General features: G+C 73.2%; 15 protein-coding genes. 11 read left to right on the forward strand and 4 right to left on the reverse strand.

Translation table 11 applies throughout. The features are described 5' to 3' along the window. The first annotated feature begins 711 nt into the window (after positions 1-711). Entirely contained in the window at positions 712-1,530 is an 819-nt protein-coding gene (locus ACIQHQ_RS34395) for a tetratricopeptide repeat protein (RefSeq protein WP_402620094.1), read from the forward strand. A 99-nt stretch (positions 1,531-1,629) separates the two neighbouring features. On the opposite strand, the gene ACIQHQ_RS34400 is transcribed toward ACIQHQ_RS34395, so the two are convergent. Further along, on the reverse strand, positions 1,630-2,922 hold the full coding sequence (locus ACIQHQ_RS34400; protein ID WP_402619795.1) for a DUF1015 domain-containing protein: 1,293 nt from the start codon (positions 2,920-2,922) through the stop codon (positions 1,630-1,632). A 72-nt stretch (positions 2,923-2,994) separates the two neighbouring features. Here ACIQHQ_RS34400 and ACIQHQ_RS34405 point away from each other — a divergent pair, with 72 nt between their 5' ends. The 4 genes from ACIQHQ_RS34405 (at position 2,995) to ACIQHQ_RS34420 (ending at position 7,079) form a co-directional block, all read left to right on the forward strand. After that, positions 2,995-4,026 carry an HAD hydrolase-like protein gene (locus tag ACIQHQ_RS34405; RefSeq protein WP_402619797.1) on the forward strand — a complete coding sequence of 344 codons (1,032 nt, stop codon included), beginning with the start codon at positions 2,995-2,997 and terminating at the stop codon, positions 4,024-4,026. A gap of 85 nt (positions 4,027-4,111) precedes the next feature. Continuing rightward, on the forward strand, positions 4,112-5,155 hold the full coding sequence (locus ACIQHQ_RS34410) for a FecCD family ABC transporter permease (protein ID WP_402619800.1): 1,044 nt from the start codon (positions 4,112-4,114) through the stop codon (positions 5,153-5,155). After that, positions 5,152-6,189, forward strand: coding sequence for a FecCD family ABC transporter permease (locus ACIQHQ_RS34415; RefSeq protein ID WP_402619802.1), 1,038 nt, complete (start codon positions 5,152-5,154; stop codon positions 6,187-6,189). The genes ACIQHQ_RS34410 and ACIQHQ_RS34415 overlap by 4 nt, the downstream gene beginning before the upstream one ends. Then, complete coding sequence (locus ACIQHQ_RS34420; protein ID WP_402619804.1) at positions 6,186-7,079, forward strand: ABC transporter ATP-binding protein; 894 nt, start codon at positions 6,186-6,188, stop codon at positions 7,077-7,079. The genes ACIQHQ_RS34415 and ACIQHQ_RS34420 overlap by 4 nt, the downstream gene beginning before the upstream one ends. Here ACIQHQ_RS34420 and ACIQHQ_RS34425 read toward each other — a convergent pair. Further along, on the reverse strand, positions 7,063-7,410 hold the full coding sequence (locus ACIQHQ_RS34425; protein ID WP_402619807.1) for a sterol-binding protein: 348 nt from the start codon (positions 7,408-7,410) through the stop codon (positions 7,063-7,065). The two genes, ACIQHQ_RS34420 and ACIQHQ_RS34425, sit on opposite strands and share 17 nt — an antisense overlap. Positions 7,411-7,452: 42 nt before the next feature. On the opposite strand from ACIQHQ_RS34425, the gene ACIQHQ_RS34430 reads away from it, so the two are divergent. The 5 genes from ACIQHQ_RS34430 (at position 7,453) to ACIQHQ_RS34450 (ending at position 12,725) form a co-directional block, all read left to right on the forward strand. Beyond that, complete coding sequence (locus tag ACIQHQ_RS34430) at positions 7,453-7,728, forward strand: hypothetical protein (RefSeq protein WP_402619809.1); 276 nt, start codon at positions 7,453-7,455, stop codon at positions 7,726-7,728. Between the two features lie 7 nt (positions 7,729-7,735). Beyond that, complete coding sequence (locus tag ACIQHQ_RS34435; RefSeq protein ID WP_402619812.1) at positions 7,736-8,551, forward strand: TlyA family RNA methyltransferase; 816 nt, start codon at positions 7,736-7,738, stop codon at positions 8,549-8,551. Beyond that, positions 8,548-9,453: an NAD kinase gene (locus ACIQHQ_RS34440; protein WP_402619815.1), complete on the forward strand. Its 906-nt coding sequence runs from the start codon at positions 8,548-8,550 to the stop codon at positions 9,451-9,453. Before ACIQHQ_RS34435 ends, ACIQHQ_RS34440 begins: the two co-directional genes overlap by 4 nt. Positions 9,454-9,539: 86 nt before the next feature. Continuing rightward, on the forward strand, positions 9,540-11,258 hold the full coding sequence (gene recN / locus ACIQHQ_RS34445; protein ID WP_402620096.1) for a DNA repair protein RecN: 1,719 nt from the start codon (positions 9,540-9,542) through the stop codon (positions 11,256-11,258). Between the two features lie 324 nt (positions 11,259-11,582). Then, positions 11,583-12,725, forward strand: a complete 1,143-nt coding sequence (locus tag ACIQHQ_RS34450; RefSeq protein ID WP_402619818.1) for a glycosyltransferase family 4 protein — start codon at positions 11,583-11,585, stop codon at positions 12,723-12,725. A gap of 6 nt (positions 12,726-12,731) precedes the next feature. Here the strand turns inward: ACIQHQ_RS34450 and ACIQHQ_RS34455 are convergent, their stop codons facing one another. Then, positions 12,732-14,375 carry a PucR family transcriptional regulator gene (locus ACIQHQ_RS34455; RefSeq protein WP_402619820.1) on the reverse strand — a complete coding sequence of 548 codons (1,644 nt, stop codon included), beginning with the start codon at positions 14,373-14,375 and terminating at the stop codon, positions 12,732-12,734. A gap of 104 nt (positions 14,376-14,479) precedes the next feature. Here ACIQHQ_RS34455 and ACIQHQ_RS34460 point away from each other — a divergent pair, with 104 nt between their 5' ends. Beyond that, a complete protein-coding gene (locus tag ACIQHQ_RS34460; protein ID WP_402619823.1) occupies positions 14,480-15,436 on the forward strand; it encodes an LLM class F420-dependent oxidoreductase in 957 nt (318 codons plus the stop codon). Between the two features lie 21 nt (positions 15,437-15,457). On the opposite strand, the gene ACIQHQ_RS34465 is transcribed toward ACIQHQ_RS34460, so the two are convergent. Continuing rightward, positions 15,458-17,260: a glycoside hydrolase family 15 protein gene (locus ACIQHQ_RS34465; RefSeq protein ID WP_402620099.1), complete on the reverse strand. Its 1,803-nt coding sequence runs from the start codon at positions 17,258-17,260 to the stop codon at positions 15,458-15,460. Between the last annotated feature and the right edge of the window lie 402 nt (positions 17,261-17,662).

Here is a 17,662-nt window from a genome sequence, read left to right on the forward strand (position 1 = left end):
CGGGACAGCCGTGGTGAGCGTCCCGCCTTCCGGCGTGACGACCGTGACAGCCGTGGTGAGCGTCCTGCCTTCCGGCGTGACGACCGTGACAGCCGTGGTGAGCGTCCTGCCTTCCGGCGTGACGACCGTGACAGCCGTGGTGAACGTCCTGCCTTCCGGCGTGACGATCGCCGGGACGACAGGCGCGATGACCGTCGTGGCGAGCGGCGCGAGAGCGACCGCGGCGGATTCGCCCGTCGCGACGACCGCGACCGCGGCGGTTTCCGGCGCGACGACAGTCGTGACCGCGGCCCCCGCGACGGCGACCGCGGGTTCCGTCGCGACGACCGCGGTGATTTCCGCGGCCGTGACGAGCGCCGTGGGGACGATCGTGGTGAGCGCGGCGGCGGTTTCCGGCGTGACGACGCGGGCCGGGGCGGGCGTCCAGGCTTCCGGCGTGAGGACGGCCCCCGCAGTGACCGTGGCGAATTCCGTCGGGACGACCGCGGCGACCGTGGTGGTGAGCGCGGTGGCTTCCGCGGCCGTGACAGCCGCGACGACCGCGGTGGGCGTGGTCCCCGGCGTGACGACCGTGGTGAGCGCGGCGGCGGTTTCCGGCGCGACGGTGATCGGCGTGACGGCGACCGGGGCGGTTTCCGCGGCCGGGACGACCGGGGTGCCCCCGGCCGGTTCCGTGAGGAGCGTGAGCGGGACAGGGAGCCCATCAAGCGGCTGCCGATCCCCGAGGACGTCACGGGTGACGAGATCGACAAGGATGTACGTCAGGAGTTGCAGAGCCTGCCCAAGACGCTCGCGGAGGACGTCGCCAGGAACCTGGTGATGGTCGCGCGACTCCTCGACGAGGACCCCGAGGGCGCCTACGGCTACTCCAGGGTGGCGCTGCGACTGGCGTCGCGAGTCGCCGCCGTTCGGGAGGCCGCCGGATTCGCCGCGTACGCCACCCAGAAATACGGCGAGGCGCTGGCCGAGTTCCGGGCCGCCAAGCGGATGACCGGGAACATCGACCTGTGGCCCGTCATGGCCGACTGCGAGCGTGGGCTCGGGCGGCCGGAGAAGGCGCTGGACATGGCCGGGGCGCCCGAGGTGCACAAGCTCGACAAGGCCGGGCAGGTCGAGATGCGGCTTGTCGCGGCCGGCGCGCGGCGAGACCTGGGGCAGTTGGACGCGGCCATCGTGACGCTGCAGAGCCCGGAGCTGGCCGCGAACTCCGTACAGCCGTGGACGGCGCGACTGCGGTACGCGTACGCCGACGCGCTGCTCGCCGCCGGGCGGGAGAGCGAGGCGCGGGAGTGGTTCGCCAAGGCCGTCGAGGCCGACCGGGACGGCAGCACCGACGCCTCGGACCGGCTCGCCGAGCTGGACGGCGTGGAGTTCGTGGACGCCCTGGTCGAGGACGAGGACCACGAGGACGACGTCGTTGCGGCCTCCGCCTCGCCGGAGCCGGCCGAGGACGAGCGCGACGAGATCGAGCGCGACGAGATCGAGGACGACAAGGACGAGGACAACAAGGACGAGGACGACAGGGACTGACTGACGTTCGTAGGGGAAGGGGCGGGATCCCGGCCGTGAGGCCTCGGGGTCCCGCCCCTTTGTCGTGCCCGGTTTGTCGTGTCCGGCCGGTCCGTTCGGTCAGAGGTCCAGCGCCCGCAGCACCAGGCCTGTCGCCGGTTTGGGGCCGAACGAGGTGGACTTGCGGGGCATCGTCACGCCCTGGCGGGCCAGGTCGCGGACGACCTCCTCGCGGACCGGGTGCATCAGGACGGCCGTACCGCCGTCGCGTTCCGCTTTCTCGACCGTGGCGGCCGTGTCGTGGATGTAGGCGATGTGGGCGGGGGAGTCCTCGGGGATGTGCCAGACGTGCTCCAGGAGCGTGGCGTGCAGGACCGTCGCGTCCAGGGTGCGCCAGGCCGCTGGGCGGTCGGCGGGGATCGTACGGGTCAGGAGGTCCGGGTCCGGGTGGTCGACCAGATGGAAGGCGCCGTCGCCGGCCAGCAGGAACGCGTTGCCGGCGCCAGCCGCGTCCGCCAGGGTGCCCAGGGCCTCGGCCAGCGGGACGTCGAGGCGGCGCACGCGGAAGTGGCCATCCAGGGCGGCCACGGCATCGCCGACCGGCAGGCCGTGCAGCAGGCGGTGGATGGCGCGGACCCGGAGGGGATAGCGGGCCGTGTCCACCAGCAGGACCAGGCCGTGATCCCAGGGGCCTGGGGAGGGGTGCTCCGTGCGGAGGCGGCGGTAGGTCGCCCAGCGGTGGTGGCCGTCGGCGATGAGGGCCTGGTGCCGGCCGAGGTCCTTCTGGATCGTGGCCAGGTCGTCGGGGTGCGTGACCGACCACAGGCGGTGGCGGAAGCCGTCCTCGGTGGTGGTGGCGAGGAGCGGGGGCCGGTCGGCGGTGCGCTCGATCAGGTCCGCCGTGGCGGTCGTCGAACCGTTGCCCCGGTAGGTGAGCAGGAGGGGTTCGAGGTTCGCGCAGGTGGCCCGCATCAGGGCAGCGCGGTCGGCGACGATGTGCGGCATGACGTCCTCGTGCGGCAGCACGACCTGCTCGTCGGGGTCGGACACGCGCAGGGCGCCGATGATGCCGCGCTGCAGCATGCCGTTGCCGTCCTGCTGCTCGTAGACGTAGAGGCCGGGTTCCGGGTCGGTGGTCAGGACGCCCTCGGACAGCCAGCGGCGCAGGGTGTCGGCGGCCTGTTCGTTGCGGGCGCTGGGGGTGGCGGCCTGGGGGAGGATCAGGCGAACGATGTTGTACGGGTCGGCGGACTCGAGGTGGTGCAGGCCGTCGGGGCGCACCACGACGTCGTACGGCGGAGATGTGACGGCGGCAAGGCTGCCGACCCGGTCGGGGTCGTAACGAAGGCCTCGGAACGGGGTGAGTTCCAGGCCTCGGTGCGTCGTTGCCTCCGAGTGACCTGCTGAGTTCATCCCGGCATCGTACGGCTGTCGGTGGCATGGGGGATGATCGGGGGAAAGCCGTCGAACGAGGAGCGATGCGGGATGAGCCGGAGCGTCAGGACGAGGCCCGAGGGCAGTGGGCAGGCCCTGAGCGAGGCGTACGACACGGCGCTGCTCGATCTGGACGGTGTCGTGTACGCGGGGGGTGAGGCGATCGCGCACGCGGTCGAGTCGCTGGCCACGGCCCGGGAGGGCGGGATGCGTCTGGCGTACGTGACGAACAACGCGCTGCGGACTCCCGCCGCCGTGGCGGAGCATCTGACGGAGCTGGGGATACCGACCGGCGCGGAGGACGTCATCACCTCGGCGCAGGCGGTCGCGCGGCTGATCAGCGAGCAGGTGCCGCAGGGCGCCCGGGTGCTGGTGATCGGCGGTGAGGGACTGCGGGTCGCGCTGCGCGAGCGCGGGCTGGTGCCCGTGGAGTCGGCGGACGACGATCCGGCGGCGGTGGTGCAGGGGTTCGGTGGGCCGGATCTGCCGTGGGGCCGGTTCGCCGAGGCCTCCTACGCCGTGGCGCGCGGTGTGCCGTGGTTCGCGTCCAACACCGACCTGACGATCCCGAGCGGTCGCGGCATCGCGCCGGGCAACGGGGCCGCGGTGGAGGTGGTCCGGATCGCCACGGGCGCCGAGCCGCAGGTGGCGGGCAAGCCGCTGCCGCCGATGCACCGGGAGACCATTTTGCGCACCGGCGCGAAGCGGCCCCTGGTGGTGGGGGACCGGCTGGACACGGACATCGAGGGCGCGTTCAACGGGGAGGTCGACTCGCTGCTCGTCCTGACCGGTGTCACCGACGGCGCGCAGTTGCTGGCCGCGCCGCCGCAGCACCGGCCGACGTTCGTGGACGCCGATCTGCGCGGGATGCTCGGCGGTCAGCCGGACGTCGTCGAGGCGGGCGAGGGCGGGTTCCGATGTGGTGGCTGGACGGCGAGGGCCGGCGCGGACCGGCTCGAGCTCGACGGCGAGGGCGAGGCTCTGGACGGGCTGCGGGCGCTGTGCGCCGTGGCGTGGACGGCCGCCGGTGAGGGTGCGTGCGGGCTGGATGGGGGGAAGGCGCTCGCACGGCTGGGTATCTGAGCGTCTGTCAGTGCACGCGCCGGTGCCGAGGCGGGGCCGGAAGGCCGAATCCTGCTCGGATGCGAGGGTAGGCTAACCTAACTGCGTGTTGGTCGAGAGTCCCCCCGAACAGCGCGCGGAGACCGTCCCCGCGCCCCCGAACCGACGGGCGGTACGAGCCTTCGGACTGCTCCTGTCCGTCGCGATCCTGGTGCTCGTCGCGCTGGCGAGTACCGCGATCGGAGCGAAAGAGCTGCCCCTCGGGCAGGTCTGGCACGGCTTGTTCGAGGACTCGGGGACCTACGGGGACGTCGTCGTCGCGGAGCGGATGTCGCGGACCGTGCTCGGGCTGCTCGCCGGTGCCGCCCTCGGCCTGGCCGGGGCGGTGCTGCAGGCCCTCACGCGCAATCCGCTGGCCGACCCCGGACTGCTCGGCATCAACGCCGGCGCGTCCGCCGCGGTCGTCACGGCCATCACCTATTTCGGGGTCACCTCGCTCAGCGGTTATGTCTGGTTCGCGTTCTTCGGCGCGGCCGCGGTCGGGGCGCTGGTCTGGTTCCTCGGCGGCAGCCGGGGCGCGACACCGGTGCGGCTCGCGCTCGCCGGTACGGCGATCAGCGCCGCGCTCTACGGCTATCTCCAAGCCGTGATGATCATGGACGAGGCGGCCCTCGGCAAAATGCGGTTCTGGACGGTCGGTTCGCTGGCCTCGGCGACCGACTCGACCATCACGCAGGTGCTGCCGTTCCTGCTGACCGGCACGGTCCTGGCCCTGGCTCTGGCCCGGCCGCTCAACGCGATGGCCATGGGTGACGACACCGCCAGGGCTCTCGGCGCCAACCTGAACCGCACCCGGGCGCTGTCCATGCTGGCCGCGACCGTCCTGTGCGGGGCGGCGACCGCGGCCTGCGGGCCGATCGTGTTCGTCGGGCTGATGGTGCCCCACGTCGTGCGCTCCTTCACCGGGCCCGACCTGCGCTGGATCCTGCCGTACGCGGCGATCCTGTCGCCCGTGCTGCTGCTCGGCGCCGACGTCATCGGCCGGATCGTGGCCCGGCCCTCGGAACTCCAGGTGGGCATCGTCACCGCGATCCTCGGCGGCCCGGTGTTCATCTTTCTCGTACGACGGCGGAGGACGGCGCAGCTGTGAAGACCACCAACCGTGCCGTGCGGACCGGCGGGCTCTCGATACGCCTGGACGTGCGGACCGTCACCGTCGTGTTCCTGCTGCTCGTCGCGGCGCTCGCGGCGAGTGTCGTGCTCATCGGCACCGGCGACTTCCCCATCCCGGCCGCCGACGTGCTGCGGACCCTGGCCGGCGAGGGCAACCCGGGCCAGGAGTTCATCGTCAACGAACTGCGGCTGCCCCGGGTCCTGGTCGGGCTGTTGGTCGGTGCCTCGCTCGGACTCGGCGGCGCGCTGTTCCAGGCCATCTCCCGCAATCCGCTGGGCAGTCCGGACGTGCTGGGCCTCGGGCAGGGGGCGACGGCCGGCGCGCTCGTGGTGATCGTGCTGACCTCGGGAAGCGCCAACCAGGTGGCCGTCGGGGCGCTGGTGGGCGGCCTGGTGACCGGACTCGCCATCTACGTGCTCGCCTGGAAACGGGGCGTGCACGGCTACCGGCTGGTCCTGGTCGGCATCGGCGTCTCCGCCATCGTCACGGCGGTCAACGGCTATCTGCTGACCAAGTCCGACATCGTGGACGCGGCCCGTGCGGTCGTGTGGATGACCGGCTCCCTCGACGGCCGTGACTGGGACCAGGTGTGGCCGCTGCTCGCGCTGACCGCCGTGCTGGTGCCGCTCGTCCTGGTCAACGCGCGTGGGCTGCGGATGATGGAGATGGGCGACGACGTGTCGTACGCCCTAGGGGTGCGGGTCGAGCGCGTCCGGCTGCTGCTCATGGTGGCGGCGGTGCTGCTCACCGCGTCCGCCACCGCCGCGGCCGGCCCCGTCAGTTTCGTCGCGCTCACCGCGCCGCAGCTTGCCCGGCGCCTCACCCGCTCGCCCGGTCCGAACCTGCTGCCCTCGCTGTGCATGGGCGCCGCCCTGCTGGTCGTCGCCGACTGGGTCTCGCAGCGGGCGTTCGGCGCCGAGCAGCTGCCCGTGGGCGTGGTCACCGGCGTGCTCGGCGGGCTCTACCTGCTGTGGCTGCTGGTCAGCGAGCGCAGGGCGGGCCGGATATGAGGGCGGGCACACGCCCCGAGAGCAGTACCAGCAGCGGACTGACCAACCGAAGGAGCCCCGTGAACCGCCTGTCCGCCGAGAAGGTCACCCTCGCCTACGACCAGCGGGTCATCGCCGAGCAGCTGTCGGTGGAGATACCCGACCAGTCGTTCACGGTGATCGTCGGCCCCAACGCCTGCGGCAAGTCGACGCTGCTGCGGGCCCTGTCGCGGATGCTCAAGCCGAGCGAGGGCCGGGTGCTGCTCGACGGGCAGGTCATCCAGTCGATGCCGGCGAAGAAGGTCGCGCGGACCCTCGGGCTGCTGCCCCAGTCGTCCGTCGCGCCCGACGGGATCACCGTCGCCGACCTGGTCGGCCGCGGCCGCTACCCGCACCAGGGCATCCTGCGCCAGTGGTCCGCGGAGGACGAGCGGGTCGTCCAGGAGTCCATGCGTCAGACCGGCGTGGCCGAACTCGGTGACCGCTACGTCGACGAGCTCTCGGGCGGTCAGCGCCAGCGCGTGTGGATCGCCATGGCGCTGGCCCAGCAGACACCGCTGCTGCTGCTCGACGAACCGACGACCTTCCTGGACATCCAGCACCAGATCGACGTATTGGACCTGTGCGCGCAGCTGCACGAGGAGCAGGGGCGCACGCTCGTCGCAGTGCTGCACGACCTGAACCACGCCGCCCGCTACGCCACTCACCTCATCGCCCTGCGCGAGGGCCGGGTCATCGCCGAGGGCGCACCGAAGGACATCGTCACGGCGGAACTGGTCGAGGAGGTCTTCGGGCTGCGCTGCCAGGTCATCGACGACCCGGAGACGGGCACGCCGCTGGTCGTGCCGGCGGCGCGCAAGGCCCGCGCTCGGGGGACGGGCGGCAAGGTCGCGGCTACAGAAGCTTCCTGAGCCGCAACAGGTCCCGCACGCCCGCGTGCAGCTTGACCCGGCCGGAGCCCCAGGCCTTGGCGAAGTTCAGCTCACCGCCGACCAGGGCCACCAGGTCGTCGCCGATCATGGCGAGTCTGATCTCGGCCCTGCCGGGCGGCGGCCCCGGCACGGTGTCGTGCACGTCGATCCGCCCGCCGCGCATGCGGCCGACGAAGGTGATGTCGAGGTCCGTGATGTGGCAGCTCACCGAGCGGTCCAGGGCCGCGGCGTCGCGGACGTCCCCTTCGGCGCGCTGCATGTTGTCCGAGAGCTTGTCGAGTGCGCTGCGGCACTCCTCGATCGTGGCCATCGCGGTCGACGGTACCGCAGCGGTTCGCGGTAGCGTCGTGGCATGGACGACGCAGTTCCCGAGATCCCGCCGGCGGCGGAGGAAGAGCCGGCGTACGACCCCGCCGCCCCGGCTTCGCTGAACGTGCCCCGCACCCCTACCGGCGACGCCGATGTGGACGCGGCGCTGGACCGGCTCGGCGACGCGGACCACCTCGCCACGGACGGACACATCGAGGTGTACGAGGATGTACACCGGGGGCTGCGCGACGCGCTCACCGCGCTCGATGCACGCCCGGGACCTCCCGCGCCCCCGACGCCGCCTGGACCTAGGAGCTGAACCGAACGTGGCAGGAGTCGCACGCCGTCGTCTGGACGCGGAGCTGGTCCGCCGGAAGCTCGCGCGTTCGCGTGAGCACGCCGGCCAGCTGATCGCCGCCGGACGCGTCTTTGTCGGCAAGACCGTCGCGACCAAACCCGCCACGCAGGTGGAGACCGCGGCCGCGATCGTGGTGGCCCAGGACGACAGCGACCCCGACTACGTCTCCCGGGGCGGGCACAAGCTCGCCGGGGCGCTCGCGGTCTTCGGGCCGCAGGGGCTGCCCGTGGAGGGGCGCAGGGCACTCGACGCGGGTGCGTCCACCGGCGGCTTCACCGATGTGCTGCTGCGAGCGGGTGCCGCCCACGTCGTCGCCGTGGACGTCGGATACGGACAACTCGCCTGGTCCCTGCAGAAGGATGAACGCGTCACCGTCAAGGACCGTACGAACGTACGCGAGTTGACGCTTGAAGCGATCGATGGGGAGCCAGTGGATCTTGTCGTGGGGGATCTGTCCTTCATCCCGCTCGGGCTGGTCCTGCCCGCCTTGGTGCGGTGCGTGAAACCGGACGCCGATCTGGTGATGATGGTCAAGCCGCAGTTCGAGGTGGGGAAGGAGCGGCTGGGCAGCGGGGGAGTGGTACGCAGCACCCAGCTGCGCGCCGAGGCGGTACGGGGGGTGGCCGAGAAGGCCTGGGGGCTGGGGCTCGGGGTGAAGGGCGTCACGGCCAGTCCGCTGCCCGGGCCGTCGGGGAATGTCGAATACTTCTTGTGGCTGCGGGCCGGGGCACCGGCACTGGACCCGGCCGACGTTGACCGTGCAGTGGCGGAGGGGCCGCGTTGACCGAGAACCGAGCTCGTACTGTTTTCCTGCTCGCCCACACGGGGCGGCCCGCCGCCGTGCGCAGTGCCGAGCTCGTGGTGAAGGGGCTGCTGCGCTCCGGTCTCGGCGTGCGCGTCCTGGAGGCCGAGGCACGCGACCTGCCGCTGCCGGTGGAAGTGGAGCTGATCAAGGAGGCCACTCCGCAGTCTCTGGACGGTTGTGAGCTGCTCATCGTGCTGGGTGGTGACGGCACGCTGCTGCGCGGGGCCGAGTTCGCGCGGGCGTCGGGTGTGCCGATGCTGGGCGTCAATCTCGGGCGCGTCGGGTTCCTCGCGGAGGCCGAGCGGGACGACCTCGACAAGGTTGTCGACCGGGTGGTGACCAAGGCGTACGAGGTCGAGGAGCGGATGACCGTCGACGTCGTCGTGCACCGCAACGGGGACATCGTGCACACGGACTGGGCGCTGAACGAGGCGGCCGTGCAGAAGGTGTCCGCCGAGCGGATGCTGGAGGTCGTCCTGGAGATCGACGGGCGGCCGGTGACGGGGTTCGGCTGTGACGGGATCGTGTGCGCGACGCCGACGGGGTCGACGGCGTACGCGTTCTCCGCGGGCGGGCCGGTGGTGTGGCCGGAGGTCGAGGCGCTGCTGATGGTGCCGATCTCCGCGCACGCGCTGTTCGCGAAGCCGTTGGTGACATCGCCGGATTCCGTGTTGGCCGTGGAGGTTCTGCCGCACATTCCGCCGGGTGTGCTGTGGTGCGACGGCCGGCGGACCGTGGAGTTGCCGCCGGGGGCGAGGGTGGAGGTGCGGCGAGGGGCCGTGCCGGTGCGGCTGGCCCGGCTGCACCACGCGTCCTTCACGGACCGGCTGGTGGCCAAGTTCGCGCTGCCGGTCTCCGGCTGGCGGGGGGCTCCCCACTAGCCCACGTCCACTCGCGTGGGTGACAAGGGCAGGCCGGTCGCAATCCCCGGCTCGGACCTCGTAAGGTCGTGTCCGTGTTGGAGGAGATGCGGATACGGTCGCTGGGCGTGATCGACGACGCTGTCGTCGAGCTGTCGCCCGGGTTCACCGCGGTCACCGGTGAGACGGGTGCGGGCAAGACCATGGTGGTCACCAGCCTGGGGTTGCTGCTGGGCGGGAGGGCCGACCCGGCGCTCGTGCGGATCGGGGCGGGCAAGGCGGTCGTGGAGGGGCGGATCACCGTCCCCCGGGACGCCACGGCCGCGGTGCGTGCCGAGGAGGCCGGGGCCGAGCTCGACGACGGGGCCCTGCTGATCAGCCGTACCGTTTCCGCCGAAGGGCGCTCACGGGCGCACCTGGGCGGGCGCAGCGTGCCCGTGGGCGTGCTGGCCGAGCTCGCCGACGAGCTGGTGGCCGTGCACGGGCAGACCGACCAGCAGGGGCTGCTCAAGCTGTCCCGGCAGCGGCAGGCGCTCGACCGCTACGCGGGCGACGCGGTCGCCGGGCCGCTGGCCAAGTACGGCGAGGCCTACAGGCGGCTGCGGGCCGTCTCCGCCGAGCTCGACGAGATCACCACCCGGGCGCGCGAGCGGGCCCAGGAGGCCGATCTGCTGCGTTTCGGGCTCGACGAGATCGCCGCCGTGGAACCCCGTGCCGGTGAGGACGTGGAGCTGGCCGAGGAGGCCGAGCGGCTGGGGCACGCCGAGGCACTGGCGTCCGCCGCCGCGGCCGCGCACGCCGCCCTCGCGGGCAACCCCGAGGACCCGGAGGGCGTCGACGCCGGGACGCTCGTCGCGGGCGCCCAGCGGGCCCTGGACGCCGTACGGTCGCACGACCCGGCGCTGGCCACGCTCGCCGACCGCATCGGGGAGATCGGGATCCTGCTGCGCGACGCGGCCGGCGACCTCGCGGGATACGCCGACGACCTGGACGCCGACCCGCTGCGGCTGGCGGCCGTCGAGGAGCGGCGGGCCGCGCTGACCGGGCTGACGCGCAAGTACGGCGAGGACATCGCCACCGTGCTGGCCTGGGCCGAGCAGAGTGCCGCCCGGCTGACCGAACTCGACGGTGACGACGAGCGGATAGGGGAGCTGACCGCCGAGCGGGACGCGCTGCGGTCGGAACTGGGCGGGCTGGCGCAGGCCCTGACGGACGCCCGGGCGGAGGCCGCCGAGCGGTTCGCCGCCGCCGTGACCGCCGAGCTGGCCTCGCTCGCCATGCCGCACGCGCGCGTGTCCTTCGACATCCGGCAGACCGAGGACCCCGACGGCGTCGAGGTCGGCGGGCGTCCGGTCGCCTACGGGCCCGCGGGCGCCGACGAGGTCGAGCTGCTGCTGGCGCCGCACCCGGGCGCGCCGCCCCGGCCGATCGCCAAGGGCGCGTCCGGCGGTGAGCTGTCGCGGGTGATGCTGGCCGTGGAGGTCGTATTCGCCGGGACGGATCCCGTGCCGACGTACCTCTTCGACGAGGTCGACGCCGGAGTCGGCGGCAAGGCGGCGGTCGAGATCGGCCGGCGGCTCGCGCGGCTGGCCAAGACCGCGCAGGTCGTGGTGGTGACGCATCTGCCGCAGGTGGCCGCCTTCGCCGACCGGCAGTTGCTGGTCGAGAAGACCAACGACGGGTCCGTGACCCGCTCCGGCGTCAAGGTCCTGGAAGGGGAGGAGCGGGTCCGCGAGCTGTCCCGCATGCTCGCCGGCCAGGAGGACTCGGAGACGGCCCGGGCACACGCGGAGGAGTTGCTGGCGACGGCGCGGGCGGACGGTTAGGGCCTGTCGTCCGGATCATCCCGGCGTCGCCGGGCCCGGCACGCCTCGGGTGGACTGACAGGAGCCGAGGCTCACAGCCGGCCTGATCCGAAGCGGGCCCGCGCCGGGGCGGCGTAGCGGCGGGGTGTCGGCGGGGCACGGGCCGATCGCCCAAGTTCACTCGTGTGGGTGACCCGGCCCGGCGCATTCCCCCGGTGCCGCGACCCGCTGTCGGGCCGTCGGCGTTCCGGCGTTCCCGGAACCCCCGTATGTCCTGGCATCCTTGGCGGAGTACGCGTGCGAATCGCGTCGTGACCGCCCGACCCGAACCAGGAGCCCGGCCACGTGACCCCCGTGAGCAGCCACTCACCGCATGGCCAGTTGCCGCTGCGCACCGTGCAGGTGCTCGGTGGAGGCAACGCCACCAGCAGTGCGCATGTGCGCTCGCTGGCCGCGGGGCTCGTCGCGCGGGGCGTGAAAGTCACGGTGTGCGCCCCCTATGAGGCCGACCGCGCCTATGACTTCAGTGGAGTCGGCGCCAACCACGTGCATGTGCCGCGCAGCAGCGACCCGGTGTCGGTGGCGGCCCTGCGGGCGGCCTGCGCCAACGCCGATCTGGTCCACGCGCACGGGCTGCACGCCTCCTTCCGTACCGTCCTCGCCCTCAGCGGGCGGCGCGTGCGCACTCCGCTGGTCGTGACGTGGCACGACCGGGCCCATGCCGACGGCGCGCGTGCCCACATGCTGCGGGTGCTGGAGCGGAGGGTCGTGAAGGCGTCCACCGTGGTGCTGGGCACGACCTCGGCGCTCGTGGACCGGGCCAGGCTCACCGGCGCGCGGGACGCCCGGCTCGCGGCCGTCGCGCTGCCCGGCTCCCGCAGGCCCCCGGACCCTGACGATCCCGACCGGCTGCGGCCCAAGGTGCGCGCCGAAATCGGCGCCATCGGACGGCCGTTGCTGATGGCCGTCGGCTCCCTGGACCGGCACCGTGGATACGACGTACTGCTGGACGCCGCGCGCGCCTGGCGCCGGCTCGACCCCGTGCCCCTGGTCGTGATCGCCGGGGAGGGGCCGCTGCGCGCCGAACTCCAGGCGCGGATCGAGGAGGAGGGACTGCCGGTCCGGCTCATCGGGCGGCGCGACGACATCACGGACCTGCTCGCCGCGGCCGACCTCGCCCTGCTGCCGAGCCGCTGGGAGGCCCGCTCCGTCCTCGCCCAGGAGGCCCTCCACGCGCGCGTGCCGCTCGTCGCCACCGAGGTCGGCGGCATCCCCGAACTGGTCGGCGACGCCGCCGAACTCGTCCCGTACGGGGACGCGAAGGCCCTCGCCGACGCCGTCGTCGGGCTGCTCGGCGACCGGGCGCGCCGGGAACTGCTGACGGCCAGGGGCGCCCGGCAGGCCGCCACCTGGCCGACCGAGGACGAGACGGTCGCGCAAGTCCTCAGCGTCTACGACGAGTTGACCCAGCCTCTGCCGCTGCCGTAGAGGCCCCTACGGGACGTGTCTGCGGGCCCGCAGGGCCAGGCTCAGGGCCAGGACCGTCTGCGGGTCGTCGAGGTCCGTACCCAGCAACTCCCCGATGCGTGCCAGGCGGTTGTAAAGGGTCTGCCGGTTCAGGTGCAGCTCCCGGGCCGTCTCCGCCTTGCGGCCCGCGTGGGCGAGATACGTCGTGAGCGTGGGCAGCAGCGGCGGCCGGGAGCGGCGGTCGTGCTCCAGGAGCGGGCCGAGAGCGCGGTCGACGAAGGCCGCCAGGTCCGGCTGGTCACGCAGCCGCCACAGCAGCAGGTCGATGTCGAGGCGCCGGGCGTCGTACCAGGGCCGGTCCGGCAGGCCCTGGGCCGCCGTGGCCGTCTCGGCCGCGTGCCGCAGGCCCGAGGCCGCCGCCGTCCAGCCCCCGGCCACGCCCACGACCACCACGGGCGGCTGCCCGCCCATCCGCGGCATCCCGGCCCGGCCCACCCCCGCCCGCAGCGCCGCCGCCACCCGGTCCGCGACCGTCTCCCGCTCCGGCTCCGCGCGCAGGCCGAGCAGCACCAGCACCCGGCCCTCCACCGGCCGCACCCCCAGCAGCACCGGCACGCCCACCGACGCCAGCTCCTCCGAGAGCGCCCGCGCCAGCACGGCCCAGCCCCCGCCCGAGGACAGGGCGTCCCCGACCCGCATGACCACGGGCAGCAGCGGGCCCTCTCCCGGCCGGAAGCCCAGCACGCGTGCCTGCGCCGGGGCGTCCTCGGCCGTGACCCGGCCCTCGGCGAGGTCGGTGAGGAAGTCGCCGCGTCCACGCGCCGCCAGTTCCTCCTCCTGGCGGGCCTGCATCAGCACCACGGCCAGGATGCCCGCGGCCCGCTCGGCCGCCATCCGGTGCACCGGCGCCGGCGCGGACCGTACGGGCAGCAGAACGAGCCGTGCCCGGACGCCCCCACTGCCCGGCCCGCCGCCCGGCACGTCCACCAGGACCGAACCCGCCAGCGGCGGTTCCTCCTTGTGCTGGCCCCGCAACCCCTCCCACACCTGGAGCGGGTCCGCCCCCTCGGGACCGGACCCCGCCGCGTACAGCAACTGCCCGTCCGCCGTCTCCAGGAACACCGGGTTGCCGGCGAAGTCGGCCAGGATGCCGAGCACCTGGGGCACTCCGCCGCCGCCCAGCACGGCCTGCGTGCACCGCCGGTGCACCTCCTCGGCCCGCTGGAGCAGGGCGTAGTGGCCGTTGACGATCTCGGTGTGGACCTCCTCCGTGACCGTCACGAACGGCACCTCGCGGTGCAGCTGGACCAGCGGCAGCCCGGCCGCGCGTGCCGTGTCGACCAGGGCCGCGGGCAGCCGGGTGAAACGCGGACCCAGCTCCACGACCAGGGCCGCGATGCCGCGCTCGGCCAGGGTGCGCACGAACGCCCGCTGCTCGGCGGGACGGGTGCCGAGGCCGTAGCCGGTGGTCAGCAGCAGCTCGCCGCCCTTGAGCAGGGAGGCGATGTGCGGCACCTCCCCGGCGTGCACCCAGCGCACGGTCCGCCCGAGCCGCTCGGCTCCCGCCAGCACCTCGGGCAGCCCACTGCGCAGCCCCGGCAGCTCCAGCGCCCGCTGCACGGTGATCCCTGCGCCGTGGGTGTCGTAACCGCTGTCCGTCGCGCTGTCCATGTGCCGGACGCTACCCGCGCGGGTGCCTCGCGGACATCTCCGGAGGGACACGAGGACGATCACGCCCTGGAATACCCGGTGATCGACCGGGTACGGGCGCCCTCATGGACATGAGCGTGGTCGCGGTGGGGCGGGAAGACGACAGCCCGGTCGAGGAGCCGTTGCGGGTCGCGGTGCTCGCCGACCGGCTCGGGTACCGGGAGGTGTGGGCGGGCGAGGGACCGACGTGGGACTCGTTCGTCCTGGCGGCGGCGATCGGCGCGGCCACCGAGCAGGTCGCGCTGACCGCCGGGCCCGTGCCGGTGTCGGTGCGCGACCCGCTCACCATCGTCCGGGGCGCCGCCTCCGCCGCGGCCGTCACCGGCCGCCCCGTCGGCGTGGCCCTGGGCACCTCCAGCAAACGGGTCGTGGAGGGCGTGCACGGCCGGTCGCGGACCCGGCCCGCCGCCGCCCTCGCGGAGTCGGCGGCGGCCGTGCGGGCGCTGATGCACAGCGTCCCGGGCGAGCCGATCGTGCCCGGCAGCGCCTTTCCGCGCCGGCTGCCACCGCCCGGCGGCACGGTCACCGTCGCGGCGTTCGGGGAACGGGCGGTCGCCGCGGCCGTCGCGCACGCCGACCGGATGCTGCTCGACATCGTCTCGCCCGAGCAGGTCCGCATGCTGCGGGGCCGGATGCTCGCGGCCGCCGAGAAGGCGGGCCGCAGGCCGCCGAGGCTGACCGCGTGGCTGCCCGCCGCCGTCGACCCGGATCCGGAGTCGCTCACCCAGGTCCTGCGCAGCGTCGTGGGTTACCTCGCCGTCCCGGGCTACAGCGACATGTTCGTCGACGCCGGGTTCGCCGAGGTCGTCGAGCTGGCGGCCAAGGGCGCCGACCCGGACACCCTGCTGAGGGCGCTGCCGCCCGAGGCCGCCGGCACGGTCGCCCTGGTCGGCGACGCCGGCACCGTCCGCGCCCGTATCGCCGCCTACGCCGAAGCCGGACTCGACGAGATCGCCCTCGTCCCGGCCACGGCGGGCGATCCCGCGGGGGAGCGCACGCTCACGGCCCTCAAGCCGCAATGACACCCCCGCGGGACGCCCTGCTCAGCCGCCGTACGCGCCCGAGGCCGTCAGGCGCAGCGCCGTGTCGATGAGCGGCACGTGGCTGAACGCCTGCGGGAAGTTGCCCACCTGACGCTGCAGCCGGGGGTCCCATTCCTCGGCCAGCAGACCGAGGTCGTTGCGCAGGGACAGCAGCTTCTCGAACAGCTTGCGGGCCTCGTCCACGCGGCCGATCATCGCCAGGTCGTCGGCCATCCAGAACGAGCAGGCCAGGAACGCGCCCTCGTCACCGGGCAGGCCGTCCACGCCCTCGTCGCCGCCCGAGGTCGGGTAGCGCAGGATGAAGCCGTCCGACGTGGACAGCTCACGCTGGATCGCCTCGATCGTGCCGATGACCCGCTTGTCGTCGGGCGGCAGGAAGCCCACCTGAGGGATCAGCAGCAGCGAGGCGTCCAACTCCTTCGAGCCGTACGACTGCGTGAAGGTGTTGCGCTCCTTGTCGTAGCCCTTGTCGCACACGTCCCGGTGGATGTCGTCGCGCAGCTCGCGCCAGCGCTCCAGCGGGCCGTCCGCGTCACCGGACTCGATCAGCTTGATCGTGCGGTCGACCGCCACCCAGGCCATCACCTTGGAGTGCACGAAGTGGCGGCGCGGGCCGCGCACCTCCCAGATGCCCTCGTCCGGCTCCTGCCAGTGGTCCTCCAGGTAGCGGATCAGCTTCAGCTGGAGCAGCGCGGCGTAGTCGTTGCGCGCGAGACCCGTCATGTGGGCCAGGTGCAGGGCCTCGGTGACCTCGCCGTAGACGTCCAGCTGGAGCTGGTGCGCCGCGCCGTTGCCGACCCGGACCGGGCCGGAGCTCTCGTAGCCCGGCAGCCAGTCCAGCTCCGCCTCGCCCAGCTCGCGCTCGCCGGCGATGCCGTACATGATCTGCAGGTTCTCCGGGTCGCCCGCGACGGCCCGCAGCAGCCACTCGCGCCAGGCGCGGGCCTCCTCGCGGTAGCCGGTGCGCAGCAGCGAGGACAGCGTGATCGCCGCGTCGCGCAGCCAGGTGTAGCGGTAGTCCCAGTTGCGGACGCCGCCGATGTCCTCCGGCAGGGAGGTGGTCGGCGCGGCGACGATGCCGCCGGTCGGGGCGTACGTCAGGGCCTTCAGCGTGATCAGCGAGCGGACCACGGCCTCCCGGTAGGGGCCGTGGTACGTACAGTGGTCGACCCACTCGCGCCAGAAGTCCTCCGTGGCCTCCAGCGACTGCTCCGGCTCGGGCAGCGGCGGCGGCTCCTTGTGCGAGGGCTCCCAGGAGATCGTGAACGCGATCCGCTCGCCCGGCGCGACCGTGAAGTCCGCGTACGTCGTCAGCGACTTGCCGTACGTCTCTGCGGATGTGTCGAACCACACGGAGTCGGGACCTGCGACGGCCACCGTGCGCCCCTCGTGCTTGTGCACCCAGGGCACCACCCGCCCGTAGGAGAACCGCATCCGCAGCGCGGAGCGCATCGGCACCCGGCCCGAGACGCCCTCCACGATCCGGATCAGCTGCGGGGCGCCGTCACGCGGCGGCATGAAGTCGGTCACCCGGACCGTGCCCCGCTGGGTGTCCCACTCGGACTCCAGGATCAGCGAGTCGCCCCGGTAGCTGCGCCGGGCCGCGGTGGGCGGCTCCTGGTCGGAGGCGTAGGCGGGACCGAGCCGCCAGAACCCGTGCTCCTCGGTGCCCAGCAGGCCGGCGAAGATGGCGTGCGAGTCGAAGCGGGGCAGGCACAGCCAGTCGACTGTCCCGTCCCGGCAGACCAGGGCAGCGGTCTGCATGTCTCCGATGAGTGCGTAATCTTCGATGCGCCCGGCCACGTGCAACTCCAGTCGAACGGCCACGTCACCCCGCAAGGGGGCTGTCGCTAGTGCGGTCAAGGGGGGTTTCAGCAGGTCTTGCAATGCGTCGTTGAGCGATGAAGCAAAACAGGTCACTCAGCCGTGATGCAAAGCGCCAATTGTTGCTCAACGAACTGACGAGCTCACGTTGTTCCGGTGGTCACGGGCGGGGGGTGGTGCCGTTGGGCCGGACGGGCTCGGCAGCGAGTGTCCGAGCAGGATACGACGCACGCGGATGATCCGGGTGCCGGTCCAGGCAAGGCGGGTACGCCGAACGAGTGAGCAGCGGGGGAGAGACCGGTGACGGTGACACGTCTCCGTGTCGGGATGTGTGCGGAGCGTGGCCGGAAGCCATCCCCTCGCGGCGCTGATACGCTGGTA

Source organism: Streptomyces sp. NPDC092370 (genome assembly GCF_044755265.1).
In the GTDB taxonomy this organism is placed as follows: domain Bacteria; phylum Actinomycetota; class Actinomycetes; order Streptomycetales; family Streptomycetaceae; genus Streptomyces.